The following is a 24,157-nucleotide window of genomic DNA, read 5'->3' on the forward strand; positions in this document are numbered from 1 at the left end:
CCGCATCTCAGCAAGGCGGCAAGTGCGCGCATCCCCATGAGCTTACAAGAGTAAGTGACCGGGGTAAGCAAACGCAGCCAACGCCGCTGAGGTGCGGAGCATGACGCATTTAGCCGTCTAAGCGTCTCGATTGCCAAATACTACCATCCTGTTTATAGTGGCACAAACACCGGGTGACTCCGCATCGACATTCGCGCTTAAGGCCAGAAAACCATGACGCAGCACAACCTGATTCCTGACAGCAAACTTCCGGCGCTTGGGACGACCATTTTTAGCCAGATGAGTGCGCTGGCACAGCAGCACAACGCTATTAACCTTTCTCAGGGCTTTCCCGATTTTAACGGGCCAGACTATTTGCAGCAGCGGCTGGCGTATCACGTTAGTCAGGGTGCGAATCAGTATGCCCCGATGACCGGCGCTTTGCCGTTACGCGAGGCGATTGCGGAGAAAACCGCTGAGCTTTATGACTATCGTCCGGACGTCGAGCGCGAGATTACGGTTACTGCCGGGGCGACTGAGGCACTGTACGCGGCAATTACCGCGCTGGTCAGGCCGGGCGATGAGGTGATCTGTTTTGATCCCAGCTACGACAGCTATGCGCCAGCGGTTGAACTTTCGGGTGGGGTGCTGAAGCGCATCGCCCTGCAACCACCGACCTTTCGCGTTGACTGGTCGGCCTTTGGTGCGCTGCTGAGTGAGAAAACCCGGCTGGTGATCCTGAATACGCCGCACAATCCGTCGGCTACCGTCTGGCGGCGCGAGGATTATGCCGCGCTGTGGCAGGCGATTGCCGGGCTGCCGGTGTATGTGCTGAGCGACGAAGTGTATGAACACATCTGCTTTGATCCGGCAGGTCATGCCAGCGTACTGGCTCATCCGGAACTGCGTCAGCGCGCTATTGCCGTCTCTTCGTTTGGCAAAACCTTCCACATGACCGGCTGGAAAGTGGGTTACTGCATTGCACCGGCGGCGATCAGCGCTGAAGTACGCAAGGTACATCAGTATCTGACCTTTTCGGTCAATACCCCGGCGCAGCTGGCGATTGCCGATATGCTGCGTCACCAGCCGGAACATTATCGCGAGCTGCCGGCGTTTTATCAGGCGCGTCGCGACCAGCTGATTGCGGCCTTGCAGCATAGCCGCTTCAGGGTTCTGCCGTGCGAAGGCACCTATTTTTTACTGGTGGACTACAGCGCAATCTCCGATCTGGACGATGTCAGTTTCTGCCAGTGGCTGACCAAAGAAGCAGGCGTGGCGGCGATACCGCTGTCGGTGTTCTGCGCCGATCCCTTCCCTCATAAACTGATTCGCCTCTGTTTTGCTAAACAGCAAGCGACGTTAGATGCCGCCGCGGAGCGCTTATGTCAGCTTTAAACCTCACCGTATTGCAGGAGACCCTGAGCTGGATGGATGGCGAGGCGAATCTGCGCCATTTCGATCAGCAACTGGCTGGCATTACCGGACGCGATTTAATTCTGCTGCCGGAAATGTTTACCACCGGCTTTGCGATGGAGGCGGCAAAAAGCTCGTTGCCTCAGACGCAGGTGGTGGAATGGCTGCAACATCATGCCCGGCAGACTGACGCCCTGATCGGCGGCAGTGCGGCGATCCAGACCGAAAACGGCGCGGTAAACCGCTTTTTACTGGTCGAGCCGGACGGAACGCTGCATCAGTACGACAAGCGGCATCTGTTTCGTATGGCGGATGAGCATCATCACTATTTGCCCGGCGAGCAGCGTCAGATAGTTGAATGGCGCGGCTGGCGCATTCTGCCGCAAATCTGTTATGACCTGCGTTTCCCGGTTTTTTCACGTAACCGCAATGATTACGATCTGGCGCTGTACGTCGCCAACTGGCCTGCGCCGCGTGCGTTGCACTGGCAGGCGCTGCTGTTAGCGCGCGCGATTGAGAATCAGGCTTACGTGGCGGGCTGTAACCGGGTCGGCAGTGATGGCAACCAGCATCAGTACCGTGGCGACAGCCAGATTATTTCGCCGCAGGGTGAGATCCTGCAGGCGGCCGAGCCGTTCCAGCGCGCCCGGCTGGATGCTGCGCTGTCGCTGGAGGCGCTCAATGCTTATCGTGAACGCTTCCCGGCCTGGCAGGATGCGGATCGGTTTACGCTGTAGTCTGTCGCGCAAGCCTGGCCGACAGCAATCAGCTGCCGCGATAGGTTGACCACGACCACGGCGAGATCAGGAACGGCAGATGAAAATGGCTGCCCGCTTCGGCAATGACAAAATCGATCTGGGCGCTGACATAAAGCGCATCCCGACCGGCGGCGGCAAAATAGTCGCCAATCTCCGCAGTTAAGCGGTAGTGACCCGGCGTCAGCGGCTCCGGGGTCAGGGTTTTCAGTCGGCCATCGCTGTCGGTTTCGCCCTGAGACAGCGGGAACCACCCTTCCGGGCTGTTCTGCTCCAGCGAAATCGCCACGCCGCTGGCCGGTTTGCCTATTGCCGTATCAAGAATATGGGTCGTGACAGTACTCATTCTATGCTCTCCTCCAGCCGTAACAGGGTAATTTCACGCAGCTGATCCAGCGCTTCCTGCTGCTCAGCCTGCTGATCATTCTGGAGCCGACGCTGCAATTCCGCCAGCATCTGCTCTGCGCTGCGTCCTTTGGCTCGGATTAAAAATACCCGGCCAAAGCGCGCCTCATAAGTCTGATTGCCCTGTTGCATCGCCTGTTGTAGCGACCGATCGGCCTGCTGCATAGCAGACTGTTCGCCGCGCGACAGCGTCGCCTGTTTGTCGCTTCCGCTGGCCCGTTCGCCGATACGTGGATGGGCAGCCAGCGCCGCCTGTAAAGCATCGCCCTGCCACTGTCGCGCCAGTGCATCGCCGGTGGCGAGCAGTGCCGCCAACGATGCATAGGGACGCGCCGCCACCAGCGCCTGCTGCCAGTGCGGGATCGCCACACAGTGGGCAATCGCCGCCAGTGCCTGCTCTTCCGGCAACTGATTAAAGGTGGTTAATTGCATGCTCAGCTCCGTTCAGCAATCAGACAAACCGCCTGCAGGTAGGCCTGCAGTGCCGGGGCAACATCATTCACCGCCACCGACTCCGCCGGATGGTGGCTGATACCGCGATGATTACGCACAAATAGCATGCCGACCGGCCAGCGTTCGGCAATCGCAATCGCATCATGGCCAGCGCCGCTCGGCAGCGACAGGCTGCGCCCTTGCACCGTTTCCACAGCATGACTCAACGCCTGTTGCAGCGCGGAGTCACAGGCGGTGGCCCCGATGCGGTAATATTCGTTCGCCTCAAAGCGCAATCCGCGACGCAGCGCGATCGCCTCCGCCTGGGTTAACAGGCTGGAGAGCAGCGCCTCCAGCGGATTGTCCAGCGGGCCGCGTACATCCAGCGACAGCGCAACCTCGCCAGGGATCACATTTACCGCGCCGGGCGCACAAGTCAGAGTGCCGACCGTCGCCACCAGCTGGGGATCCTGCTCGCGGGTGGTCTGCTCGATAAACACCATCCATTCGGCAGCGGCAGCCAGCGCATCTTTACGGTGGGTCATCGGTACCGTACCGGCATGCCCGGCTTCGCCGATGAAGCGGCAGTTCAGCCGGCGTGCACCGTTGATCGCCGTCACCACGCCCAGGGGCAGATCTGCCTGTTCAAGACACGGCCCCTGCTCAATGTGCAACTCAAGGTAACCGACAATATCTTCTACCCGGCGCGCGGCGGTGGCGATTTGGCTGCTGTCGAGCCCGACATCTGCCATCGCCTGCGCCACGGTAATGCCGTTGCCGTCAGGATGGCTTACCCAGCTCTGCGGCCAGCTACCGGTAATGCCGCGGCTGCCGAGCAGCGTAATGCCAAAACGGGTCCCCTCTTCGTCGCCGAAACCGATCACCTCAATTGCCAGCGGCAAACGCTGCTGGTGCTGATGCAGCCACTGTACGGTTTCGATGGCGCTCAGCACGCCCAGCATGCCGTCATAGCGACCGGCGTTACGTACCGTGTCGAGATGCGAACCGAGCAGTAAGGCGGGAGCCCCTGGTTCGGCTGCTTCGTAGCGGCCACAAATGTTGCCGACCGCATCCTGCCACACCTGCATTCCGGCGGCCTGCATCCACTCTCCGACGCAGGCGTTGGCGCGCAGGTGCTCCGGCGACAGGTAGACGCGCGTCAGTCCCTGCGCCGTTTCGCTGATCGCTGCCAGCGCATCACAGCGCGCCATGACGCGCTGCGCGGCGGCGTGGGCTTCGCTGGCGTTCATCATCATGCCTGGCTCCCGTAGTAGTCCCAGGCCGCCTGCGCAGCAGCGCCCTGCGGCGTGCGATAGCCCAGATAGGTCAGCACCGTTTCCAGCGCCGCCAGCGTCTGCATGACACAATCCTTGCGGGCATTGAAGCCCATGGTGCCGATGCGCCACACCTTGCCGTGCAGCGGACCAAACGAGGTGCCAATTTCAATGCCGAAATCATTCAGCATCAGTTGCCGCACCTGATCGCCATTGATGCCCGTAGGGATCACCACGCCCAGCACGTTATTCATTTTGTGTTGCAGGTCGCCAAAGGTCTCCAGTCCCATACCCTGAATGCCTTTCAGCAGCGCTTCGCCGTGCAGTTTGTGGCGCGCAATGCCGTTATCCAGACCTTCCTGCAGGATCAGACGGGCGCATTCGCGGGCGCCAAACAGTGCGCTGGTCGCTTCAGTGTGGTGATTCAGACGCTCCGGCCCCCAGTAATCCATGATCATGCCGAGATCAAAATAGTTGGAGTAGATCATCTCCTCTTCCCCATCCTGATGCGCGGCGGTTCGGATCCCCTGTTCGACGCACTTACGCTTGCGGATCACCGCTTCCATCTGTTCGCTCAGGGTGATCGGCGAGGTACCGGACGGACCGCCGAGGCACTTCTGCATCCCGGCAGAGACCGCATCCAGACCCCAGGCATCGGTTTCCAGCGCATTACCGGCCAGCGACGCGGTGGCATCGGTGTAGAACAGCACGCCATACTGTTTGCAGATTGCCCCCAGCTGCGCCAGCGGTTGCAGCATGGTGGTGGAGGTGTCGCCCTGTACCGTCAGCAGCAGCCGTGGCCGCACTTTTTTGATCGCATCTTCGATCTGATCGGGAGTAAAGACCTCGCCCCACGGCACCTCAATAGTGTGAACCTCTGCGCGGCAGCGACGGGCGATTTCACACAACAGGTGCCCAAAGCGGCCAAACACCGGCACCAGTACTTTGTCGCCGGGCCGGATGGCGGAGAGCAGGATCGCTTCAATCCCGGCGCGCGAGGTGCCATCAATCAGCAGGGTCCAGCGGTTTTCGGTACGGAATACGCCGCGATAGAGCGCCATTACCTCGTTCATGTAATGGGTCATGGCGGGATCGTACTGGCCAAGCAACTGGCTTGACATGGCACGCAGGACGCGGGGATCGGCGTTGATCGGCCCAGGTCCCATCAGCAGACGTTGCGGTGGATTGAGTTGCGGGTAGCGAGTGATATCCATGATGAATTCCTTGTTGAAGACTTACAGGCGGACCGAGGAGATAAACTGTTTCAGTTCAGGCGATTGCGGCTGCGCAAATAACGTTTTGCTGTCGCCCTGCTCCCAGACGCGCCCCTGATGCATAAAGACCACGCGATCGCCCACGTCGCGGGCGAAGTTCATTTCATGGGTGACGAGGATCAGCGTCATTCCTTCTGCCGCCAGCTGCTCCAGTACTTTGAGCACTTCGCCGACCAGCTCAGGATCGAGCGCCGAGGTGATTTCGTCACAAAGTAAAACTTTCGGCGTCATCGCCAGCGCACGGGCGATTGCCACCCGCTGCTGCTGACCGCCGGAGAGGCTGGCTGGATAGTAATTGAGGCGCTCACCCAGCCCGACCTTCTCCAGCATCTGCGTCGCCAGCGCCCGGCACTCCGCCTCACCCTTTTTCAATACCCGACGTGGTGCCAGCATGACATTTTCCAGCGCGGTCATGTGCGGGAACAGGTTGAAGCTCTGAAACACCATGCCGATTGAACGGCTGATCTCGCGGGCCTGCGAATCGCGGTCGGTGATGGTCATGCCGCCAAGCTTGATGCTGCCTTCCTGATAGCCTTCCAGCCCGTTGATGCAGCGCAACAGCGTGCTTTTACCCGAGCCACTGCGACCGATAATCGAGATCACCTCACCCATGTCGATATCCAGATCCACGCCTTTCAACACATGGTTGTCGCCGTAATATTTTTGCACCTGATTAATGGTGATGAGCGGCATTGAATTTTTTCTCCAGATACTGGCTGTAGCGAGACAGCGGATAACACATCAGGAAGTAACCGAGCGCCACCAGCCCAAAGACTTTGAACGGCTGATAGGTCACGTTGTTCAGAATGGTGCCGGCTTTGGTCAGCTCAATAAAACCGATAATCGACGCCAGCGCAGTGCCTTTGATCACCTGTACCGCAAAGCCGACCGTCGGGGCGATGGCGATGCGGATCGCCTGCGGCGCAACCACCCGCGCCAGGGTCTGGCCGAAACTCAGGCCGAGACAGCGTGACGCTTCCCATTGGCCTTTCGGCAACGCGCGAATACTGCCGTACCAGATATCGACCAGAAAGGCACTGGTGTAAAAAGTCAGCGCCAGCGAGGCCGCCGTCCAGGGCGCGACGTCAATCCCGAACAGCCCGACGCCAAAGAAGGCCAGAAACAGCTGCATCAGCAGCGGCGTACCCTGGAACAGCGCGGTATAGCCGCGTACCCAGCGCGTCAGCCATTTACGTTGCAATAGCCGCATAAACAGCAACGGCAGCGTCACCAGCGTGCCGCCGACAAACGCCACCAGAGAGAGCAGCAGGGTCCAGCGCGCCGCCAGCAGCAGGTTGCGCACGATGTCCCAGTCAGTGAAGGTTGTCATCATGCCTGCACTCCAAACCATTTACGGCCAATCGCCAGCAGCAACTGACGCATCGCAATCGACAACGCCAGGTAGATCAACGTGGTCACCAGATAGACCTCAAAGCTTAAAAAGGTGCGCGACTGAATCAGGTTAGCGGCGAAAGTCAGCTCCTCGTAGGAGACCTGCGACACCACCGACGAGCCGAGCATCACGATAATGCACTGACTCACCAGCGCCGGATAAATGCGCTGCAGCGCGGGCGGCAGCACCACCCGCAGAAACGTCTGGCTACGGGTCAGGCCCAGCACCCGGCCCGCTTCCCACTGTCCTTTTGGCGTCACCTGAATACCGGCGCGGATGATCTCAGTGCTGTAGGCACCAAGGTTGATCAGCATCGCCAGCAGCGCTGCTTCACCGGCGGTGAGCTTTAGCCCCAGATTAGGCAGGCCAAACACGATAAAGAACAGTTGCACCACGAACGGCGTATTGCGGATCAGCTCGACGTAGACGCCCCACAGACGGCTCATCCAGCCCGGTTTACCGCTGCGCAGCGCGGCGCCGACGATGCCGAGGCTGACGCCGCCGACGGTGGCCAGCAGCGTTAACTGGATGGTGACCCACAGGCCGGAGAGCAGCTCCGGCCAGTAGGGCCACAGGGCGGGAAAGTTAAGTTGCCCGATCATTATCCGTTCCTCAGGCGCCGAGGCTGGCGGGCAGCGGGGCTTTCAGCCACTGTTCTGACAGGTTGTTCAGGGTGCCATCTTTGATGCCCTGCTCAATCAGCCCATTGATCTTCTCTTTCAGTGCCGGCTGGTCTTTCTTCAGGCCAATGAAGCAGGGCGAATCTTTCAGCATAAACTGGGCAACCGGTGCTTTGGCCGGGTTCTGACGGGCGATTGCTGCCACCACCAGGTTGCCGGTCGCGACATACTGCACCTGACCGGAAAGGTAAGCTGACAGCGTGGTGTTGTTATCTTCGTAACGTTTCACCTGAGCGTCCTTCGGCGCGACCTCACTCAGCACCATGTCCTCCACTGCGCCACGGGTTACGCCAATCGACTTGCCGCTCAGTGCCGCCGCCGATTTGATCTCTTCGCCTTTCGGCCCAAAGACACCGAGGAAGAACGGCGCATAGGCGCGGGTGAAATCGATCACTTTTTCACGCTCCGCGTTTTTGCCCATGCTGGAGATCACCAGATCGACTTTGTCAGTTTGCAGATAAGGCACCCGGTTGGCGCTGCTGACCGGCACCAGCTGTAACTTAAGTTTCATCTGCTTCGCCAGGTACTTCGCCATGTCGATGTCGTAACCCTGGGGTTGCAGATCGGTGCCGACTGAACCAAACGGCGGGAAATCCTGCGGCACCGCCACCCGGATCACGCCACGCTGCTGGATATCCTGCAGCTGATCGGCCAGCGCGCTGCCCGCCTGTGCCATCAGTAATGCTGCTGCCGCAACCGCCATCAAAACTTTTTTCATTATGCACCCCGGTGAGATTGTGTGAAACAAAAGATTCTTAAGCATGCATTCTGCAACTAATGTGCCAATCAGCGCAGCGGGGGAAAAAGGATTAGATGGCAATGAGGTTGGGAGAGAAGCGGCCTGATAAGCCGCGAAATGCTGTCGGAAAAGGCTGTACTAAAATGGGGCAAGGCACCAAAACGGTGCCTGTTAGCGGTGCTCCAGCTCGTCAAACTGCTGGTAAAGATCGGCGATCTGATGAATACGCTGACGGCCCTGCGCCAGCATTTCATGCAGCAGTGCGTTGGCGATCAGGTTGATCAGGCTCATTGCCGAAGCGTAGCTGTCAAAAGCCGAGACGCTGTCGAGCGGCGCGCAGAGCTGCCAGCGTGCCAGCGCAATCACCGTTTGCGCCTGCGGCTCACACAGCGCCAGCAGCGGGATGCCGGCGGTTTGTAGCTGTTGCATCAGCGGGCGAATCATCCGGGTGCGCCGGCGGAACGCCATCACCACTACCATGTCATCCGGCGTGATATCCACCAGCTCTTCGGCCAGCGTCTGGCCCGGCTGCGGCAGAATATGCACCTGCGGCCGCGCCTGCATCAGCTGCTGACGCAGGTGCAGCGCCACCGGATAGGCGTTACGCATGCCGATAATAAAGACACGTTTTGCCTGCGCCAGCTGCTGGATCACCTCACCGAAATGCTGTGCATCCAGACTATTCACCCACTGCGTCAGGTTAGCCATTTCCTGCTTATAGTGCCGTGACAGTAAGGTGTTGCCCTGCACCGCATCGCGGTTATCAGTTAGCGGCATGCCGCTCTGACGCAGGGTGCGCAACTCATCACGCATCTCTTTGTACTTCTCATAGCCCAGACGTTTAAACAACCGGCTGACAGTGGCTTTCGAAACGCCGCTAAGCCGCGCCAGCTCGGCGCTGTTGTAGCTGATCAGATCGTCAAAATGGTCAAAAACAAAGTCGGCAATCCGTTGCTCTTGCGGTGAGAGCTGGGAATAGTGGCTTCTGAGTCGTTCATCAAGCTGTTGCATAACAGGTCCTGTAACTTTTGTTTCAGCTGAAGCTAGCATAATTTGCGCCAGGTTAACGCGGCTGCAACCGCGGCCGGAATGAAAACTGGAACAGCTCTTGCTTTGTATACCGTTCTGTCACCCGATAACAGAACGAGAAAAGCATGATTCAAAGCAATATGGCCCCACAGGGGATGGCGGTGACGCCACACCATCTGGCCAGCGAAAGTGCGCTGGCGGTGCTGCGTGACGGCGGCAACGCCATTGAAGCGATGGTGGCGGCGGCATCAACTATCGCCGTGGTCTATCCACACATGAATGGCCTCGGTGGCGATGGCTTCTGGCTGATTATGCCGCCAGGCGGCGATCCTGTCGCGATTGATGCCAGCGGTGCAGCCGGATCGCTGGCTCACTTCGATTTCTACGGCGATCATCAACAGATTCCACACCGCGGCCCGAAAGCGGCATTAACCGTCGCCGGCACGGTCAGCGGCTGGCATGAAGCATTGCAGCTGGGCGCGGAGCTGGGAGCTGCCCCACTGCCGCTGGCACGTCTGCTGCGCGATGCCATTCGCTATGCGGCCGATGGCATTCCGGTGACCGCTTCACAGGCGGCCGCCACGGCGACCTTCCGCAACGAGTTACAGCATCAGCCCGGCTTTGCCGCCACCTTTATGCCTGATGGCGATGTGCCGCAGCCGGGCAGCCGCTTTACCCAGCCGGCGCTGGCGCAAACGCTGTGCCAGCTGACGGAGCAGGGGCTCGACAGTTTTTATCGCGGCCCGCTGGCGCGCCATCTGGCCAGTGAGATGTCAGCGCTGGGCATGCCGATCACCCTGGAGGATCTGCAACAGCAGCGCGCCCGCCGCTGTACTCCGCTGCATCTTTCACACAGCGAAGGCGATATCTGGAATATGACGCCGCCGACTCAGGGCATGGTGTCGCTGGCGATCCTTGGCATTACCGATGCGCTGGATATGGCTGACGCCAGTGAAGCGCAGACCGTACACCGCATCGTGGAAGCCACCAAAAAAGCCTTCGCGCTGCGTGATAAACACATTACCGATCCGCGCCACGTTACCGAAGATTTACAGGCGCTGCTCGACAGCGATCATCTCGCCACGCTTGCCAGTCAGATCGACGATCGCCAGGCGGCACCCTGGGGTAACGGGCGGGGTCCGGGCGACACCGTCTGGATGGGCGTGATGGACAGCAGCGGCCTGGCCGTATCGTTTATCCAGAGTATTTATCACGAATTTGGCAGCGGCGTGGTGCTGCCGGGCACCGGCATTACCTGGCAGAATCGCGGCGCGGCATTCAGTCTCGATCCCGATCACCTGCTGGCGCTGGCCCCCGGCAAGCAGCCGTTTCATACCCTTAATCCCGCTGCCGCGCGCCTGAAAGATGGCCGTACCCTGGTCTATGGATCGATGGGCGGCGATGGCCAGCCGCAAACCCAGGCGGCGATCTTCACCCGCCATGTGATTCAGGGCCTGCCGCTGCAACAGGCGGTCAGCGCACCGCGCTGGCTGCTGGGCCGCACCTGGGGTCAGTCTTCCGACTCACTCAAACTGGAGAGCCGTCTCGCACCGGAAACGGTGGAGCTGCTGCGGCAGTGGGGACATCAGGTCGAGCTGCTGCCGGCCTTCAGTGAATTTGTCGGCCATGCGGGCGCTATCGTGCGCCACAGCGATGGCATGTTTGAAGGTGCCAGCGATCCGCGCAGCAACGGCAGCGCCGCCGGTTTTTAACAGGAGCCAACCATGAATCAAGCTGACTGGACCCCCTATCTTGCTCACATGGAGCAGATGCTACAACTGGAGCTGGACGAAGCCCGGCGCGCAGAGCTGTTAATCCAACTGACGCGTATCGCGCAGATGGCCGCGCCGCTGATGGCCTTTCCGCTGGACGATCGACTGGAAGTCGCGGGAGTGTATCAGGCATGAAACTGAGCGACGTTTCGATTCAGACGCTGCGTCTGGCGATCCACAACGGCGAGATCAGCGCCAGAGAGGTGGCTGAAAACACACTGCAGGCGATTGAGCAGCACAATCCGCAGCTCAATGCATGGACTGAGGTCACCGGGCAGCGGATGCTGAAAGAGGCAGAGAGTATCGATACCAAGCGCCAGCGCGGTGAAGATCTGCCGCCGCTGGCGGGTATCCCCTACGCGGTAAAAAACCTGTTTGACGTTGCCGGCTACAGTACGCTGGCCGGAGCCAGCCTGTTCAGTCAACGGCCCGCCGCGCGTGCGGATGCGTTTGCCATTGACCGGCTGCGGCAGGCGGGCGCGATGCTGTCGGGCATGCTGAATATGGATGCCTACGCCTACGGCTTTACCACCGAAAACAGCCACTACGGCGCGACCCATAATCCGCGCGACCTGAGCCGCGTGGCGGGTGGCTCCTCGGGCGGCTCAGCCGCGGCGGTGGCGGCCGGTCTGGTTCATTTTTCACTTGGCACGGACACCAACGGCTCGATTCGGGTCCCCGCCTCGCTGTGCGGTACGTTTGGCCTGAAGCCGACCTTTGGCCGCCTGTCGCGTAGCGGCAGCCATCCGTTTGTCGCCAGCCTCGACCACATTGGCCCCTTCGCCCGCCGGGTCGACGATCTGGCGCTGGTCTATGATCAGCTACAGGGCGCAGACAGCAGCGATGCGTTTCAGGCCAGCCGACCCGCGGCTGCGACGCTGCCGACCTTGTCCCGCGGTGTGGAAGGGTTACGCTGCGGCGTGCTGGGCGGTTTTTTTAATGACTGGTGTGACGAAGAGGCACGGGCTGCGGTTGCGGTTGTCGCCGCCGCGCTCGACGCGCAGCAGCAGGTGGTGATGCCAGAAGCCGAGCTGGCGCGCTCTGCTGCCTTTATCATGACGGCGGCGGAAGGGGGTAACCATTATCTGCCTGCGTTACGTCAGGTGCCAGAGCAGTTTGAACCCAACTCCCGCGAGCGTTTACTGGCGGGTGCGATGATGCCCGCCGCCTGGTATCTGCAGGCGCAGCGTTTCCGTCGCCATTTCCAGCAGCAGGTGCTGCCGCTGTTCAGCCAGTTTGACCTGCTGATTGCACCGGCTACGCCGTGCAGCGCGATTACCATTGGTCAGCAAACTATCACGATTAATGGAGAGGAACTGCCCGCTAAAGCCAGCATGGGTATGCTGACGCAGCCGATCTCTTTCCTGGGATTGCCGGTCTGCACCGTGCCGCTGGCGACCCGCAGTGGTTTACCAATTGGCCTGCAGTTAATCGCCCGTCCCTTTAATGAAGCGGCCGTGTTGCGTGCCGCGTGGGCACTGGAACAACAAGGTATCACACTGGCACAAATCAACATGGCAGGAGCCTAATGGACATTCAACAGATCAATTTACCGCAGATAGTCAGTGAAGTGACGGCACAGTTTTACCGCTACGAGCAGGCGCTGGTCAGCAACGATATTGCCGAGCTGGATGCGCTGTTCTGGCATGATGCCCACACCGTTCGGCTGGGTGCCGGTGAGAATTTATACGGCATTGATGAGATACGCGCATTCCGTGCTGCCCGCCCTTCTGCCGGGCTGGAGCGAACGCTGCGCAACACCGTGATCACCACTTTTGGCGAAGACCTTGCGGTGTGCAGCACCGAATTCACCCGCGCCGGCAGCGATAAAATCGGCCGGCAACAGCAAACCTGGGTGCGGTTGCCGCACGGCTGGTGCATCGTTGCGGCCCAGGTGAGCCTGATGAGTTAAGCGCCTGAACAGCAGGCGTTTCGTCCGGCCCGGTGGCTGAATGAAACGCCTTGCGCTGACCTCAGGGTGCGTCCGGTGCCGGATGCGTTTTGATCCAGTGCTCGGCAATCTGCTGACGGCTGCAAATCCAGACGTCATCATGCTGCTGGATATGATCGAGGAAGTTCTGCAACGCACGGAATTTTCCGGGACGCCCCAGCAGGCGGCAATGCATGCCGACCGACATCATCTTCGGCGCCGTTTCGCCTTCTTCATACAGCACATCAAAGGTATCGCGCAGATAGGTGAAGAACTGTTCGGCAGTATTGAAGCCCTGTGGCGAGGCAAAACGCATGTCGTTGCACTCCAGGGTGTAAGGAATGATCAGGTGCGGTTTGACCGTGCCATCCTGACAGGTGACCTGGGTCCAGAACGGCAGATCGTCGCCATAATAATCGCTGTCGTAGCTGAAACCGCCCTGCTCCACCACCAGACGGCGGGTGTTCGGGCTGTCACGGCCGGTGTACCAGCCGGTGGGCGCTTTGCCAAACAGGTCGATCAGCACATCCACCGCCTGCTGCATATGCTGGCGTTCGGTTTTGGCGTCCATTCCCTGATAGTGGATCCAGCGCCAGCCGTGGCTCACCACATCGTAGTCCGCCTGTTTAATCGCCTCAACAATCTCCGGATGACGTGCCAGCGCCATGGCTACGCCAAACACGGTGAGCGGCAGACCGCGTTTCTGGAATTCATTATGGATGCGCCAGAAGCCGGCGCGTGAGCCGTACTCATACAGCGACTCCATCGACATATGGCGATCCGGATAACTGGCCGCGCCAATGATGTCGGAGAGAAACTGCTCCGAGCCGGCGTCGCCGTGCAGCACGCTATTTTCCGCTCCTTCTTCGTAATTAAGGACAAACTGCACCGCCACGCGGGCGTTGTTGGGCCAGGCGGCGTGCGGCGGATTGGCGCCATAACCGATTAAATCGCGCGGATAGTTTTTGTTAAAGCTGTACTCTTTCTTCTCTGCAGCGTCAGTCATTACTCGCTTCCTGTCATCAATCGGGAGAGTTCCGTTAGTTTAGATGCTGAAACGCACCTGAGAGAGGTTTCTGCAAAGGCCAGGCCAGATCGCCATATTTGCTGGTGCCAAAGCCAAGCGCCACCAGCGACTCGACCATTTTGACCGCTGCACCGACGCCATCAATCACCGGCAGGCCGAGTTCCTGCGTCAGGGAAGCGGCCAGTGTCGCCATACCACCGCAGCCCAGCACAATCGCCCCGCTGCCATCTTCACGCTTCGCCTGGATGCAGCGCTGACGCACTTTCTCCTGCGCCAGTCCGCTGCCATCTTCCAGTGCCAGTACCGGCAGATCGATGGCGTGCAGCGCTGCACAGTGATGGCTGAAGCCATACTGCTGCAGCAGATGGCGTGCAATCACCAACGTGCGCGGCAGCGTGGTAACAATCGAGAAACGCGTCGCCAGCAGCGTCGCGGTGTGCATCGCCGCTTCCGCGATTCCCACCACCGGACCGCTGGCCAGCTCCCGCGCCGCCAGCAGACCCGGATCGCCAAAGCAGGCAATCACATGGCCGCTGACGCCCTGCGCTTTACCCAGCTTGATCTGCTCCAGCACACCGATAGCGGCTATCGCTTCGTCGAAATGACCCTCAATCGACGGCACGCCGTGCGTCGGGCAGACGGCCAGAATTTCGGTATCCGGAGCCGCCACGGCGCGGGCTGCCTGGCCGATGGTTTCGGTCATTGCCAGGCTGGTATTCGGGTTGATGACCTGAATCAGGCTCATGATGCATTTCCTTTATCCGTGCCAAACAGCCGGGCGAAATCGGGCAGGGTTTCACCGCTGCGTTCAAAGTGCAGGCTGGAGACAATGTGTTCGAAGTGCTGCTGCAGCGCCTGCGTCAGCGGTGCCAGGGCGCGATCGCGCAGCAGGCTGAGCAGCGTAGTGTGATCGTCACAGCGACAGCCGTGCTGCCAGGGCGCGCCATAGGCGGCAATCACCAGCGATGAGCGCTGCGTCAGGCGGGTTACCAGCTCGGTCAGCACCTGATTGCCGGAGATAGCCTGCAGCTGAATATGAAACGCGGCCGACAGCCGAATCGCGGCCGGGCCATCCTGGTCGGCATGAGCCTGATTCTCCTGCGCGATTAACTGCGCCAGCGCCGCCAGATGCGGTGCCTGCAGATGCGCCAGCACCGCGGGCAGGTTGGCGCACTCCATTAAACTGCGGGTACGAAAGATATCGCGCGCTTCGTCAACGCCCGGGGTGGCAACCTGTGCACCGCGTTTGGGCGTCAGAGTCACCATTTGCACTGCCGCGAGGCGTTGCAGCACTTTACGGATCCCGGTGCGACTGACACCAAACACCGCAGAGAGGGCCTCTTCCGGTAATTTACTGCCGGGTGGCAGCTGATGTTCAACAATCGCGTTCATCAACGCCTGGTAGATAGCCTCATCTTTATCATGCAGTTCGGCGGCCTTTCGCTGGCCTGTTTCACTCTTCATTACCCGCTCCGGTAGGTGACTGTGCGCAGCATATCGTATACATGAACAATAATTTTTGTATACAAGAAAACAAATCTGGCCTGAATCCTGCAATACGCTTTCACGCAATTATTCATTCCACTCTCGGGTAGAGGAGCAGGTTTCATGCCAAATCATTCAACGGTGGCCAGCACGGCCTCTGAAGCCAACGCCAGCTACAGCCCACGGCTGTGTAACGACGACCTGGCGCCGACCCGCGACCAGAACTGGTCGTGGTACAACATTTTTTCATTCTGGATGTCGGATGTGCACAGCATGGGCGGGTATGTGGTGGCCGCCAGCTTCTTTACGCTGGGGTTAGCCAGCTGGCAGGTGCTGCTGTGTCTGCTGGTGGGCATCTGTATCGTGCAGATCTGCGCCAACCTGGTGGCGAAACCGAGCCAGATGGCGGGCGTGCCTTACGCGGTGATCTGCCGTCAGGCATTTGGGGTGTTTGGCGCTAACATACCGGCGGTGATTCGCGGACTGATCGCCTTTGCGTGGTACGGCATTCAGACCTATCTGGCCGCCAACGCGCTGATGCTGGTCCTGCTGAAGTTTGCGCCGTCACTGTCGTCGATGACCGAAACCAGCTGGCTGGGTCTGTCGCTGCTGGGCTGGTGCTGCTTTGGTACCATGTGGCTGCTGCAGGCGATGGTGTTCTGGCACGGCATGAGCGCCATCAAGCGCTTTATTGATGTCGCCGGGCCGGCAGTTTATGTGGTGATGGTGGCGCTGGCCGGCTGGATTGTATACAAGACCGGTTTTGATGGTATCTCTTTCACTCTCGCCAGCAAGTCGCTGTCAGCCGGTGAGCAGACGTGGCAGATGATTACCGCTACCGCGTTAGTGGTTTCCTACTTCTCCGGCCCGCTGCTGAACTTTGGTGATTTCTCACGTTACGGCAAAAGCATGGCGGAGATCCGTCGCGGTAACCGCTGGGGCCTGCCGTTCAACTTTCTGCTGTTTTCGATTGTGACGGTGGTGATTGTCTCTGGCACCCAGTCGCTGTTCGGTAAAATGATCACCGACCCAATCGAAACCGTGAGCCGGGTCGGTAATGACCTCGCGGTGGCAATTGGCCTGCTGACCATGATTATCGCCACCATCGGCATCAACATCGTGGCCAACTTTGTCTCACCGGCGTTCGACTTCTCTAACTGCTCGCCGCAGAAAATCAGCTTCCGGACGGGCGGAATGATTGCCGCCGTGGGTTCGGTGCTGTTAACGCCGTGGAACCTGTTCCAGTCACCGGAGCTGATTCACTATACCCTCGACGTGCTGGGTTCCTTTATCGGACCGCTGTTCGGCATTCTGCTGACGGATTTTTATCTGATTAAGCGTGGCCGTATTGATGTGAACGATCTGTTCAATGACACCCCGGCGGGCCGTTACTGGTATCGCGGCGGCTTTAATCCGAAAGCGATTGGCGCACTGCTGCCTTCGGTCGCAATCTGTCTGGTCATCAGCTTTATTCCGTCACTGCATGAGGTAGCGAACTTTAGCTGGTTTATCGGTGCAGGTCTGGCGGCAGGCTGTTATCGCTTTATCGCCCGCGAGGATCGTGAAACCGAAGAGGTGAGCAGCTGGCGCAGTAACGTCGCGGTGCAAAAGGATTAAACACACCAGCAGTGGGTAACACGCAGACAGCAAAAAGCCGATTCATTACTGAATCGGCTTCTTTAAAGAGATTGGCGGAACGGACGGGGCTCGAACCCGCGACCCCCTGCGTGACAGGCAGGTATTCTAACCAACTGAACTACCGCTCCGCGCTTTGTTCCCCGTCGAGAACGAGGCGAATATTAATGGCAGGCTCCCACCACGTCAACGCTTTTTCCGGAGGAAAAAACCGTTTGCTGGTTTTTTCACCTTCGCGTTGATTTTTCCCGCAAAATCACTGACTTCAGCCGCGCCACAGGCAGCTGCCGCCCTTCTTCATCACCAGATCGAGACGCGATTCATGCGCGACGATCTCCTCATCGCTGGCGGTCACCACCCGTAAAGCGGATGCCGGACGCACAATGCGCTGAATGCTCTCCCCCTGCGCCTGACGGGCGCTTTCACTCTCCGATAAAAATGAGAGTGAGGTCTGACCGCCGGTCATGGTCAGAAATACGTCAGCGAGGATCTCGGCATCGAGCAGTGCGCCGTGCAGGGTTCGTTTGCTGTTGTCGATCTCATAGCGTGAGCAGAGCGCATCAAGGCTGTTGCGCTTGCCGGGGAACATCCGGCGCGCCAGTGCCAGACTGTCGGTAATCTTGCAGAAGGTTTCCGTTTTTTCGATACCGCGCTGCAGTTTGGCAAATTCGTAGTCCATAAAGCCGATATCAAACGGCGCGTTATGGATTACCAGCTCAGCGCCGCGAATATAGTCGAGAAACTCATCGGCAATCTCACTGAATGTGGGCTTGTCAGCGAGGAACTCGTCTGCAATGCCGTGCACGCCAAACGCTTCCGGATCCACCAGCCGATCGGGCTTCAGATACATATGAAAATTGTTACCGGTCAGGCGACGGTTAATCACTTCGACCGCACCAATCTCAATGATGCGGTGACCCTCATAATGTACCCCGATCATGTTCATGCCGGTGGTTTCAGTATCGAGTACGATCTGGCGGTTATTTGCAGTGCTCATAAGACCCGTTTTATGTCAGACTTAGCGTTTTTGAGAGGAAGTCTACCAGAGATGCGCAAACAGGTAGAAATATTCACCGATGGATCCTGTCTTGGAAATCCCGGCCCCGGCGGTTACGGCGCCATTTTACGTTACGGCCAGCATGAGAAAACCTTCAGCGCCGGCTATCACCTCACCACCAATAACCGGATGGAGCTGATGGCGGCGATTGTCTCGCTTGAAGCGCTGAAACAGCCGTGCGATGTGGTGCTCAGCACCGACAGTCAGTATGTCCGTCAGGGGATTACCAGCTGGATCCACAACTGGAAGAAACGCGGCTGGAAAACGGCCGATAAAAAACCGGTGAAGAATGTCGATCTCTGGCAGCGTCTCGATCTTGCGCTCAGTACCCACCAGATTCAGTGGGAATGGGTAAAAGGCCACGCCGGACATCCGGAAAATGAGCGCTGTGATGAACTGGCGCGCAGCGCTGCTGAGAATCCTGCCTTTGATGACATCGGTTATAAAACTGAATCCTGATCCTCTTTCTGCCGGAACTGGCGCGTGGCGTTGACCGTCTGACGAATCTTACTGGTGCTCAGGCTTTTCTTCGCCCGGGTCGGAATCAGCGGGAAGGTCCGCTTGCGCGCCACCACAATATTCAGACAGCCCAGCGCCGGCAGGTGGGCGCTGATCACTTTTCCACCCTGCCGATGCCACGGCAGCACCTGAAAGCGGGTACGAAAGACCACTTCATAATTGAGCAGCCCCAGCCAGTCGAGTAATCGCATCTGGCTGAACATCCTGCCGCTCCACGGTGCCTTACGCGGTAAACCCGGCACGATTTTACTGACGCCGAGCAGGCTGAAAGGATTAAAGCCACTGATGATCATCCAGCCATCGTCAATTAAGACCCGATCGACTTCGCGTAATACCCGATGCGGGTCCTGGCTCCACGCCAGGGTATGCGCCAGTAAACAGGCATCAATCGATTTCGATTCAAACGGCAGCTGCATCGGATTTGCCAGTACCTGTAACAGCTCGCCTTCACTGCCGACATTGACCTGATGTGAAATAGCACAGTTTTCAGTGTTGATTTCTGCGCTCAGGTTGCCAAGCTTAAGCATATGAAAGCCATAAAGCTTTCCAAGGTAAGGCTGCAGCTGCTGCGTCAGCGCGTCACGAAAATAGTCTCCCCATGGCATATCGCGCCATGAGAGCGGCGCATTCAGAATCTGGCGTGTTTTAGCGGGCTTCATGCTTTACCATCTTCCTTTTCCTACGGCCTGCGAGAGGTGATGATGAATCTTACCAGTATTCCTGCGTTGCAGGATAACTACATCTGGACACTGACAGATGATGAAGGGAAATGCCTGATTGTCGATCCGGGTGAAGCGCAACCGGTATTAGAAAAAGTGGCAGCCAACGGCTGGCAACCGGTCGCTATCCTGCTAACCCATCACCATAACGATCACACCGGTGGGGTAAAAGCACTGTGCGAGCAGTTCCCGCAGCTTGAGGTTTTCGGTCCACAGGAAACCGCCAGTAAAGGGGCGAAGACCCTGGTACATGAAGGTGATCGGGTCGAGGTGATGGGTTTGACCTTCGAGGTGATCGCGACACCCGGACACACTTTAGGACATATCTCATATTACAGTTCGCCTTATCTTTTTTGTGGCGATACGCTTTTTTCAGGCGGTTGCGGACGCCTTTTTGAGGGGACTGCGGAACAAATGTATGATTCCTTTCAAAAGCTTAATCAGCTACCCGGCGAAACACTGGTCTGTTGCGCGCATGAGTATACTTTATCCAATTTGAAGTTTGCTGCGGCTATTCTGCCTCATGACCCGCAAATAACGGCCGAATATCAGAAAATTAAGGACTTACGTGCCGAAAATGGCATTAGTTTGCCAACAAAACTGGCGCACGAACGGACAATAAATTTATTTCTCCGTACCCAAGATGCTGATTTGCAAAGGGCTTTAAGTGTTAATTCAGCTACAGGACCGGTATGGCAAACATTTGCCGTTCTACGCGAGAAGAAAGACGCTTTTTGATTTTTCGGGTTGTGTTGTGAAAACGCGTCACGTATAGTTGCTCGTCTTTTAAGCGAACTATTGACACACACATGAAGGCTAAAGCGATATTACTCGCCTCGGTCTTGCTGGTGGGATGTCAGGCATCAAGGAATGACGCCAATATCCCCGAACAGCATGCCCAGAGTCTGTCTTCAGCTGGTCAAGGTGAAAATGGAAAGTACGGAGACGAGTTTTTGTCGCCGCGTTGGCAGGAAGATGGAACTGGCCTCGCAGCAGACGCAGATCTCTGGAGTTTCATTAGTGACGAGTTGAAGATGGGGATTCCGGAAAACCCGCGAATCCGCGAACAAAAAAGTAAATTTTTAAAAAATAAGAGCTATCTCCACGATGTAACATTACGGGCAGAGCCGTACATGTACTGGATAGTCGAGCAGATACAGAAACGTAAAATGCCGATGGAACTGGTACTGCTACCCATAGTGGAGAGCGCTTTTGACCCCCGCGCAACCTCATCTGCCAATGCCGCTGGTATCTGGCAGATTGTTGCGGCAACGGGTCGTAACTATGGTTTGAAACAGAACCAATATTACGATGGGCGACGTGATGTCGTTGCATCCACCAAAGTTGCGCTGGATATGATGCAGCGTCTCAACACCATGTTCGACGGTGACTGGTTACTGACCATTGCCGCCTATAACAGTGGTGAAGGACGGGTGCTCAAAGCGATTAAGCAGAATAAGGCGCGCGGTAAGCCGACTGACTTCTGGCACTTATCGCTGCCACGCGAAACCACGGTGTATGTGCCGAAAATGTTAGCCCTGAGTGAACTGCTCAAAAATAACAAGCGTTACGGTATCAAACTGCCGACGCCTAACGAAAGCCGTGCTCTGGCACGCGTGGAAGTGGGTCAGCAGATAAAACTGACGCAAGCCGCAGAAATGGCGGGTATGTCGCTCACTAAGTTGAAGAGCTTCAATACCGGCTACAAAGGCGGTGCGACAGCGCCAAACGGACCGCACTACATTATGGTGCCGAAGTCCAACGTCGCTAAGTTGCGTAACTCACTGGCTTCCGGTGATATCGCAGCGGTGCAACCGACCCAGCTCGCGAAAGCCAGCGCCAGTGGCGGTTACAAAGTGCGACGGGGTGATACCCTGTCAGGGATTGCCTCTAAACTTGGCGTTAGCGTGAGTACACTGAAGCAGGAAAACAACCTGCGTGGTGCGGATATCAGACCGGGTCAGACATTGACTATCGGTTCGAACGGCACCCGACTGGCTGATAACGGCAACAGCATCACCTATCGTGTTCGTAAGGGTGATTCTCTTGCCAGTATTGCACGGCATCACGGCGTCAATATTAAAGACGTGATGCGCTGGAACAGTGTACTGGACAATGCGAAAGATATTCAGCCCGGCGATAATTTAACGCTGTTCGTGAATAATAACGCGAATCCTGATACCTGATACGTTGAAAAGGCTGACAATTGTCAGCCTTTTTCTTTGATCTCTCCCGCCTTCGCCCTGCCCTTTTACCGCCCGCCGGTTTAACGTCCACCCATACCCATTAACCTCCTGGATTAAACTCCACCAGTAACGGATTATGGTCAGACGCGCGTGTGACCAGCACCGAGGCTTCACTGACAGCCAGATCGCGATAAAAGACGAAGTCCAGCGGGCGGCCAAACGCTTTGCGGCGATGATCGGCGGTAAACATCACCTCCTCCAGTTTCATCCGCTGTGCAAAGCGATAGAGCGCATTAATACGCTGGCGGCTCCAGGCATTAAAATCCCCCGCCATGATCACTGGTCCGCGATGGTGCATGATCTGTTCGCCAATCGGTCCCAGCTGCTTGCTGTAAACGTCTATGCCTAAACTGAAGTTCACCGCATGGATGTTGACTACCATCAGCATCTCACCGGTCGGTAACGGGTATGCGGTAACCAGAGCCGATTTTGCCAGCCTGAGAAGCGGCTCACGCTCGCGCAACGGACAACAGTATACTGGGTGAGCCGAAGCCAGCGTCATCACGCCTGAGGGATGCTGAGGCAGCACAAAGGCAGGCACCTGATCGGCGGCCAGATAATTACTGGTGGCGAACTCAACCAGCTCCGGTGTGGTCTGCGCCTCCTGCAACAGCACCAGGTGCGCATCTTTACCGAAACCTTCCAGCACTGACATCCAGTCGGCACGTTGCTGCTTAAAAATATTCCATACCAGAACTTTCAGGTTAGGATGAGCGGGCAATGGCACGCCGGGCGGCAGTCCCTGACCGAGATGTAGCATCGCGCCCGGCGGAAAAATCTGTTCCGCTGGTTGTCCCGCAACATATCGCATTGCATAAGTTTTTTTGCGCACTTTCCCGCCTGACTGATGGTTCAAAAACAGATAACACTGATCTGTTATAGGGATTTTAGTCCGGGGTTTCAATGGATGCAGATCAATGTCGGAATCCAGCCCACTTTTCAGCGATAAATCTGCTGCTTTATCTGCTCTGCTGAAACAGGCATCGCATAGATCAGCCAGAGGCTGATCTCCCCTATAATGATGATAAAAATTGCCCCTGGCACAGTATATCAGCCGGGTACCGCATTCCGGGTAAGGTCACAATACGGAGAGGAGTAATGAAGGCGTCTTCCGACGAGCTCAAAGTGTTTGTCAGTGTAGTAGAAAGTGGAAGCTTCAGTCGCGCTGCTGAACAGATGCGGATGGCGAACTCTGCCGTCAGCCGGACGATTAAAAAGCTGGAGGGCAAGCTGGGCGTCGCGCTGCTGACCCGCACCACCCGTCAGCTGGCGCTAACCCAGGAGGGCGAGCGCTATTTCCGCCACGTACAACGCTTCCTGCAGGAGATGACGACCGCTGAAAGCGAGTTGATCGAAAGCCTGCAGGCCCCGAAGGGGTTGCTACGGGTTGATGCCGCCACGCCGGTGATCCTGCATTTACTGATGCCGATGATCAAACCGTTCCGGGATCGTTATCCTGAAATCACGCTCTCTTTGATCTCGTCGGAGAGTTTTATCAATCTTATTGAGCGTAAAGTCGACGTAGCGATACGTGCAGGCAACCTGACAGACTCGACGTTGCGCGCACGGCTATTGTTTAACAGTTTCCGCAAGCTGGTTGCGTCGCCAGCCTATCTGGCAGAGTACGGGACGCCGAAAACGGTGGCGGATCTGGCGCAGCATCAGTGTCTCGGCTTCGTCGATCCGTCACGTCTTAACCGCTGGCCGGTCGCCCAGGAGAATGGTGAGCTTTATGACATTACCTGGGAAATTTCGTCTAATAGCGGCGAAACCATCAAACAACTGAGCCTGACCGGTAACGGTATTGCCTGCCTGTCTGACTATATGATCGATCGTGAAATTGCCGAGGGGAAACTGGTAGAGGTGCTGGCGGAACAGCGTTTGCCGGTTGAGATGCCCTTTAACGCAGTCTATTACAGTGATATTGGCCTGAGCCAGCGGGTACGTGCCTTTATCGATTTTCTCAGTGAATGGACTGCCGATCAACCCTGGCAGATCGAGGATCGTTCGACGACAGAGTTACCTTAACAGATCCCGCTCTGTGCGCTGGCGGCTTACCGCCGCGCTGCTATGGAAACACGCCGGCTTTTATTCGATGCAATAGAAAAAGCCCTGACCGTTAAGTCAGGGCTTACCCATTAAGTGGCGGAACGGACGGGGCTCGAACCCGCGACCCCCTGCGTGACAGGCAGGTATTCTAACCAACTGAACTACCGCTCCACCGATTCTTTCACAGCTATCAGCAACCGGCTGATACCCGTCTGTTCCTGTTATTTTCCTTGTCAGGGGAAAAGGAACGAATTTGATGCCTGGCAGTTCCCTACTCTCGCATGGGGAGACCCCACACTACCATCGGCGCTACGGCGTTTCACTTCTGAGTTCGGCATGGGGTCA

General features: G+C 57.7%; 26 protein-coding genes, 2 tRNA genes and 1 rRNA gene. 11 read left to right on the forward strand and 18 right to left on the reverse strand.

The genetic code is table 11. From position 1 onward, the window contains the following. Positions 1 to 213 precede the first annotated feature (213 nt). Entirely contained in the window at positions 214 to 1,374 is a 1,161-nt protein-coding gene (locus ABIB18_RS23120) for a pyridoxal phosphate-dependent aminotransferase (RefSeq protein WP_279809590.1), read from the forward strand. After that, the gene (locus ABIB18_RS23125) at positions 1,362 to 2,129 is read left to right on the forward strand and encodes an amidohydrolase (RefSeq protein WP_089562370.1); all 768 of its coding nucleotides are present in this window, start codon (positions 1,362 to 1,364) and stop codon (positions 2,127 to 2,129) included. Before ABIB18_RS23120 ends, ABIB18_RS23125 begins: the two co-directional genes overlap by 13 nt. A 28-nt stretch (positions 2,130 to 2,157) precedes the next feature. Here ABIB18_RS23125 and uraH read toward each other — a convergent pair whose 3' ends face one another. The 9 genes from uraH to hpxU form a co-directional block, all read right to left on the reverse strand. Continuing rightward, positions 2,158 to 2,493, reverse strand: a complete 336-nt coding sequence (uraH, locus tag ABIB18_RS23130; protein ID WP_031374972.1) for a hydroxyisourate hydrolase — start codon at positions 2,491 to 2,493, stop codon at positions 2,158 to 2,160. Next, positions 2,490 to 2,984 carry a 2-oxo-4-hydroxy-4-carboxy-5-ureidoimidazoline decarboxylase gene (gene uraD / locus ABIB18_RS23135; protein ID WP_031374971.1) on the reverse strand — a complete coding sequence of 165 codons (495 nt, stop codon included), beginning with the start codon at positions 2,982 to 2,984 and terminating at the stop codon, positions 2,490 to 2,492. Before uraD ends, uraH begins: the two co-directional genes overlap by 4 nt. A gap of 2 nt (positions 2,985 to 2,986) precedes the next feature. Further along, positions 2,987 to 4,240, reverse strand: a complete 1,254-nt coding sequence (gene hpxK, locus ABIB18_RS23140; protein ID WP_354475929.1) for an allantoate amidohydrolase — start codon at positions 4,238 to 4,240, stop codon at positions 2,987 to 2,989. Then, positions 4,237 to 5,472 (reverse strand): pyridoxal-phosphate-dependent aminotransferase family protein, encoded by a 1,236-nt coding sequence (locus ABIB18_RS23145; protein WP_069727897.1) that lies wholly within the window; start codon positions 5,470 to 5,472, stop codon positions 4,237 to 4,239. The genes hpxK and ABIB18_RS23145 overlap by 4 nt, the downstream gene beginning before the upstream one ends. Positions 5,473 to 5,493: 21 nt before the next feature. Next, the gene (locus ABIB18_RS23150) at positions 5,494 to 6,225 is read right to left on the reverse strand and encodes an amino acid ABC transporter ATP-binding protein (RefSeq protein ID WP_031374968.1); all 732 of its coding nucleotides are present in this window, start codon (positions 6,223 to 6,225) and stop codon (positions 5,494 to 5,496) included. After that, positions 6,206 to 6,862 (reverse strand): amino acid ABC transporter permease, encoded by a 657-nt coding sequence (locus tag ABIB18_RS23155; protein WP_031374967.1) that lies wholly within the window; start codon positions 6,860 to 6,862, stop codon positions 6,206 to 6,208. The genes ABIB18_RS23150 and ABIB18_RS23155 overlap by 20 nt, the downstream gene beginning before the upstream one ends. Then, positions 6,862 to 7,527: an amino acid ABC transporter permease gene (locus ABIB18_RS23160; RefSeq protein WP_031374966.1), complete on the reverse strand. Its 666-nt coding sequence runs from the start codon at positions 7,525 to 7,527 to the stop codon at positions 6,862 to 6,864. Before ABIB18_RS23160 ends, ABIB18_RS23155 begins: the two co-directional genes overlap by 1 nt. Positions 7,528 to 7,537: 10 nt before the next feature. Continuing rightward, a complete protein-coding gene (locus ABIB18_RS23165; protein WP_031374965.1) occupies positions 7,538 to 8,323 on the reverse strand; it encodes a transporter substrate-binding domain-containing protein in 786 nt (261 codons plus the stop codon). Between the two features lie 192 nt (positions 8,324 to 8,515). After that, positions 8,516 to 9,355 (reverse strand): MurR/RpiR family transcriptional regulator HpxU, encoded by an 840-nt coding sequence (hpxU, locus tag ABIB18_RS23170; protein ID WP_031374964.1) that lies wholly within the window; start codon positions 9,353 to 9,355, stop codon positions 8,516 to 8,518. Positions 9,356 to 9,498: 143 nt separating this feature from the next. On the opposite strand from hpxU, the gene ABIB18_RS23175 reads away from it, so the two are divergent. From ABIB18_RS23175 to hpxZ, 4 genes are read left to right on the forward strand one after another with little or no spacing between them, the layout of a single operon-like run. Next, complete coding sequence (locus ABIB18_RS23175) at positions 9,499 to 11,085, forward strand: gamma-glutamyltransferase family protein (protein WP_354475935.1); 1,587 nt, start codon at positions 9,499 to 9,501, stop codon at positions 11,083 to 11,085. Between the two features lie 12 nt (positions 11,086 to 11,097). Further along, positions 11,098 to 11,280 (forward strand): oxalurate catabolism protein HpxX, encoded by a 183-nt coding sequence (hpxX, locus tag ABIB18_RS23180; protein ID WP_031374962.1) that lies wholly within the window; start codon positions 11,098 to 11,100, stop codon positions 11,278 to 11,280. Next, a complete protein-coding gene (locus ABIB18_RS23185; protein ID WP_046288503.1) occupies positions 11,277 to 12,674 on the forward strand; it encodes an AtzE family amidohydrolase in 1,398 nt (465 codons plus the stop codon). The genes hpxX and ABIB18_RS23185 overlap by 4 nt, the downstream gene beginning before the upstream one ends. After that, entirely contained in the window at positions 12,674 to 13,057 is a 384-nt protein-coding gene (gene hpxZ, locus ABIB18_RS23190) for an oxalurate catabolism protein HpxZ (RefSeq protein WP_354475937.1), read from the forward strand. Before ABIB18_RS23185 ends, hpxZ begins: the two co-directional genes overlap by 1 nt. Positions 13,058 to 13,118: 61 nt before the next feature. On the opposite strand, the gene puuE is transcribed toward hpxZ, so the two are convergent. The 3 genes from puuE to ABIB18_RS23205 are packed head-to-tail and all read right to left on the reverse strand — an operon-like array spanning position 13,119 to position 15,566. After that, positions 13,119 to 14,081 carry an allantoinase PuuE gene (gene puuE, locus ABIB18_RS23195; RefSeq protein ID WP_089562375.1) on the reverse strand — a complete coding sequence of 321 codons (963 nt, stop codon included), beginning with the start codon at positions 14,079 to 14,081 and terminating at the stop codon, positions 13,119 to 13,121. 34 nt (positions 14,082 to 14,115) lie between these two features. After that, on the reverse strand, positions 14,116 to 14,847 hold the full coding sequence (gene hpxA, locus ABIB18_RS23200; RefSeq protein WP_069727892.1) for an allantoin racemase: 732 nt from the start codon (positions 14,845 to 14,847) through the stop codon (positions 14,116 to 14,118). Further along, entirely contained in the window at positions 14,844 to 15,566 is a 723-nt protein-coding gene (locus tag ABIB18_RS23205) for a GntR family transcriptional regulator (protein WP_354475940.1), read from the reverse strand. Before ABIB18_RS23205 ends, hpxA begins: the two co-directional genes overlap by 4 nt. 144 nt (positions 15,567 to 15,710) lie before the next feature. On the opposite strand from ABIB18_RS23205, the gene ABIB18_RS23210 reads away from it, so the two are divergent. Then, positions 15,711 to 17,204 (forward strand): NCS1 family nucleobase:cation symporter-1, encoded by a 1,494-nt coding sequence (locus tag ABIB18_RS23210; RefSeq protein ID WP_159223845.1) that lies wholly within the window; start codon positions 15,711 to 15,713, stop codon positions 17,202 to 17,204. A 72-nt stretch (positions 17,205 to 17,276) separates the two neighbouring features. On the opposite strand, the gene ABIB18_RS23215 is transcribed toward ABIB18_RS23210, so the two are convergent. Together ABIB18_RS23215 and dnaQ are read right to left on the reverse strand one after the other, a co-directional pair. After that, positions 17,277 to 17,353: transfer RNA gene (locus ABIB18_RS23215), tRNA-Asp, on the reverse strand. Between the two features lie 134 nt (positions 17,354 to 17,487). Continuing rightward, complete coding sequence (dnaQ, locus tag ABIB18_RS23220) at positions 17,488 to 18,219, reverse strand: DNA polymerase III subunit epsilon (protein WP_069727889.1); 732 nt, start codon at positions 18,217 to 18,219, stop codon at positions 17,488 to 17,490. Positions 18,220 to 18,270: 51 nt separating this feature from the next. On the opposite strand from dnaQ, the gene rnhA reads away from it, so the two are divergent. Then, positions 18,271 to 18,738, forward strand: coding sequence for a ribonuclease HI (gene rnhA / locus ABIB18_RS23230; RefSeq protein ID WP_031377455.1), 468 nt, complete (start codon positions 18,271 to 18,273; stop codon positions 18,736 to 18,738). On the opposite strand, the gene ABIB18_RS23235 is transcribed toward rnhA, so the two are convergent. Then, positions 18,720 to 19,457 (reverse strand): class I SAM-dependent methyltransferase, encoded by a 738-nt coding sequence (locus ABIB18_RS23235; RefSeq protein WP_031377454.1) that lies wholly within the window; start codon positions 19,455 to 19,457, stop codon positions 18,720 to 18,722. The two genes, rnhA and ABIB18_RS23235, sit on opposite strands and share 19 nt — an antisense overlap. 42 nt (positions 19,458 to 19,499) lie before the next feature. On the opposite strand from ABIB18_RS23235, the gene gloB reads away from it, so the two are divergent. Together gloB and mltD are read left to right on the forward strand one after the other, a co-directional pair. Then, the gene (gene gloB / locus ABIB18_RS23240; RefSeq protein ID WP_069728178.1) at positions 19,500 to 20,255 is read left to right on the forward strand and encodes a hydroxyacylglutathione hydrolase; all 756 of its coding nucleotides are present in this window, start codon (positions 19,500 to 19,502) and stop codon (positions 20,253 to 20,255) included. Positions 20,256 to 20,326: 71 nt separating this feature from the next. Next, a complete protein-coding gene (mltD, locus tag ABIB18_RS23245; protein ID WP_159223847.1) occupies positions 20,327 to 21,703 on the forward strand; it encodes a murein transglycosylase D in 1,377 nt (458 codons plus the stop codon). A gap of 100 nt (positions 21,704 to 21,803) precedes the next feature. Here the strand turns inward: mltD and ABIB18_RS23250 are convergent, their stop codons facing one another. Further along, the gene (locus ABIB18_RS23250) at positions 21,804 to 22,595 is read right to left on the reverse strand and encodes an endonuclease/exonuclease/phosphatase family protein (protein WP_031377451.1); all 792 of its coding nucleotides are present in this window, start codon (positions 22,593 to 22,595) and stop codon (positions 21,804 to 21,806) included. A 266-nt stretch (positions 22,596 to 22,861) separates the two neighbouring features. Here ABIB18_RS23250 and yafC point away from each other — a divergent pair, with 266 nt between their 5' ends. Continuing rightward, positions 22,862 to 23,791, forward strand: coding sequence for a DNA-binding transcriptional regulator YafC (yafC, locus tag ABIB18_RS23255; RefSeq protein WP_069727887.1), 930 nt, complete (start codon positions 22,862 to 22,864; stop codon positions 23,789 to 23,791). A 115-nt stretch (positions 23,792 to 23,906) separates the two neighbouring features. Here the strand turns inward: yafC and ABIB18_RS23260 are convergent. Then, positions 23,907 to 23,983: transfer RNA gene (locus ABIB18_RS23260), tRNA-Asp, on the reverse strand. An 87-nt stretch (positions 23,984 to 24,070) separates the two neighbouring features. Then, positions 24,071 to 24,157, reverse strand: a 5S ribosomal RNA gene (gene rrf, locus ABIB18_RS23265); the annotation flags it as partial.

The organism is Pantoea sp. UYEF8 (assembly GCF_040546285.1).
GTDB lineage: Bacteria > Pseudomonadota > Gammaproteobacteria > Enterobacterales > Enterobacteriaceae > Pantoea > Pantoea brenneri.

Excerpts from the sequence above, each read along its gene's own strand:
- ABIB18_RS23120 (WP_279809590.1), top strand. The coding sequence starts at position 214 with ATGACGCAGCACAACCTGATTCCTGACAGCAAACTTCCGGCGCTTGGG.
- ABIB18_RS23125 (WP_089562370.1), top strand. The coding sequence starts at position 1,362 with ATGTCAGCTTTAAACCTCACCGTATTGCAGGAGACCCTGAGCTGGATG.
- uraH (WP_031374972.1), bottom strand. The coding sequence starts at position 2,493 with ATGAGTACTGTCACGACCCATATTCTTGATACGGCAATAGGCAAACCG.
- uraD (WP_031374971.1), bottom strand. The coding sequence starts at position 2,984 with ATGCAATTAACCACCTTTAATCAGTTGCCGGAAGAGCAGGCACTGGCG.
- hpxK (WP_354475929.1), bottom strand. The coding sequence starts at position 4,240 with ATGATGATGAACGCCAGCGAAGCCCACGCCGCCGCGCAGCGCGTCATG.
- ABIB18_RS23145 (WP_069727897.1), bottom strand. The coding sequence starts at position 5,472 with ATGGATATCACTCGCTACCCGCAACTCAATCCACCGCAACGTCTGCTG.
- ABIB18_RS23150 (WP_031374968.1), bottom strand. The coding sequence starts at position 6,225 with ATGCCGCTCATCACCATTAATCAGGTGCAAAAATATTACGGCGACAAC.
- ABIB18_RS23155 (WP_031374967.1), bottom strand. The coding sequence starts at position 6,862 with ATGACAACCTTCACTGACTGGGACATCGTGCGCAACCTGCTGCTGGCG.
- ABIB18_RS23160 (WP_031374966.1), bottom strand. The coding sequence starts at position 7,527 with ATGATCGGGCAACTTAACTTTCCCGCCCTGTGGCCCTACTGGCCGGAG.
- ABIB18_RS23165 (WP_031374965.1), bottom strand. The coding sequence starts at position 8,323 with ATGAAAAAAGTTTTGATGGCGGTTGCGGCAGCAGCATTACTGATGGCA.
- hpxU (WP_031374964.1), bottom strand. The coding sequence starts at position 9,355 with ATGCAACAGCTTGATGAACGACTCAGAAGCCACTATTCCCAGCTCTCA.
- ABIB18_RS23175 (WP_354475935.1), top strand. The coding sequence starts at position 9,499 with ATGATTCAAAGCAATATGGCCCCACAGGGGATGGCGGTGACGCCACAC.
- hpxX (WP_031374962.1), top strand. The coding sequence starts at position 11,098 with ATGAATCAAGCTGACTGGACCCCCTATCTTGCTCACATGGAGCAGATG.
- ABIB18_RS23185 (WP_046288503.1), top strand. The coding sequence starts at position 11,277 with ATGAAACTGAGCGACGTTTCGATTCAGACGCTGCGTCTGGCGATCCAC.
- hpxZ (WP_354475937.1), top strand. The coding sequence starts at position 12,674 with ATGGACATTCAACAGATCAATTTACCGCAGATAGTCAGTGAAGTGACG.
- puuE (WP_089562375.1), bottom strand. The coding sequence starts at position 14,081 with ATGACTGACGCTGCAGAGAAGAAAGAGTACAGCTTTAACAAAAACTAT.
- hpxA (WP_069727892.1), bottom strand. The coding sequence starts at position 14,847 with ATGAGCCTGATTCAGGTCATCAACCCGAATACCAGCCTGGCAATGACC.
- ABIB18_RS23205 (WP_354475940.1), bottom strand. The coding sequence starts at position 15,566 with ATGAAGAGTGAAACAGGCCAGCGAAAGGCCGCCGAACTGCATGATAAA.
- ABIB18_RS23210 (WP_159223845.1), top strand. The coding sequence starts at position 15,711 with ATGCCAAATCATTCAACGGTGGCCAGCACGGCCTCTGAAGCCAACGCC.
- dnaQ (WP_069727889.1), bottom strand. The coding sequence starts at position 18,219 with ATGAGCACTGCAAATAACCGCCAGATCGTACTCGATACTGAAACCACC.
- rnhA (WP_031377455.1), top strand. The coding sequence starts at position 18,271 with ATGCGCAAACAGGTAGAAATATTCACCGATGGATCCTGTCTTGGAAAT.
- ABIB18_RS23235 (WP_031377454.1), bottom strand. The coding sequence starts at position 19,457 with ATGAAGCCCGCTAAAACACGCCAGATTCTGAATGCGCCGCTCTCATGG.
- gloB (WP_069728178.1), top strand. The coding sequence starts at position 19,500 with ATGAATCTTACCAGTATTCCTGCGTTGCAGGATAACTACATCTGGACA.
- mltD (WP_159223847.1), top strand. The coding sequence starts at position 20,327 with ATGAAGGCTAAAGCGATATTACTCGCCTCGGTCTTGCTGGTGGGATGT.
- yafC (WP_069727887.1), top strand. The coding sequence starts at position 22,862 with ATGAAGGCGTCTTCCGACGAGCTCAAAGTGTTTGTCAGTGTAGTAGAA.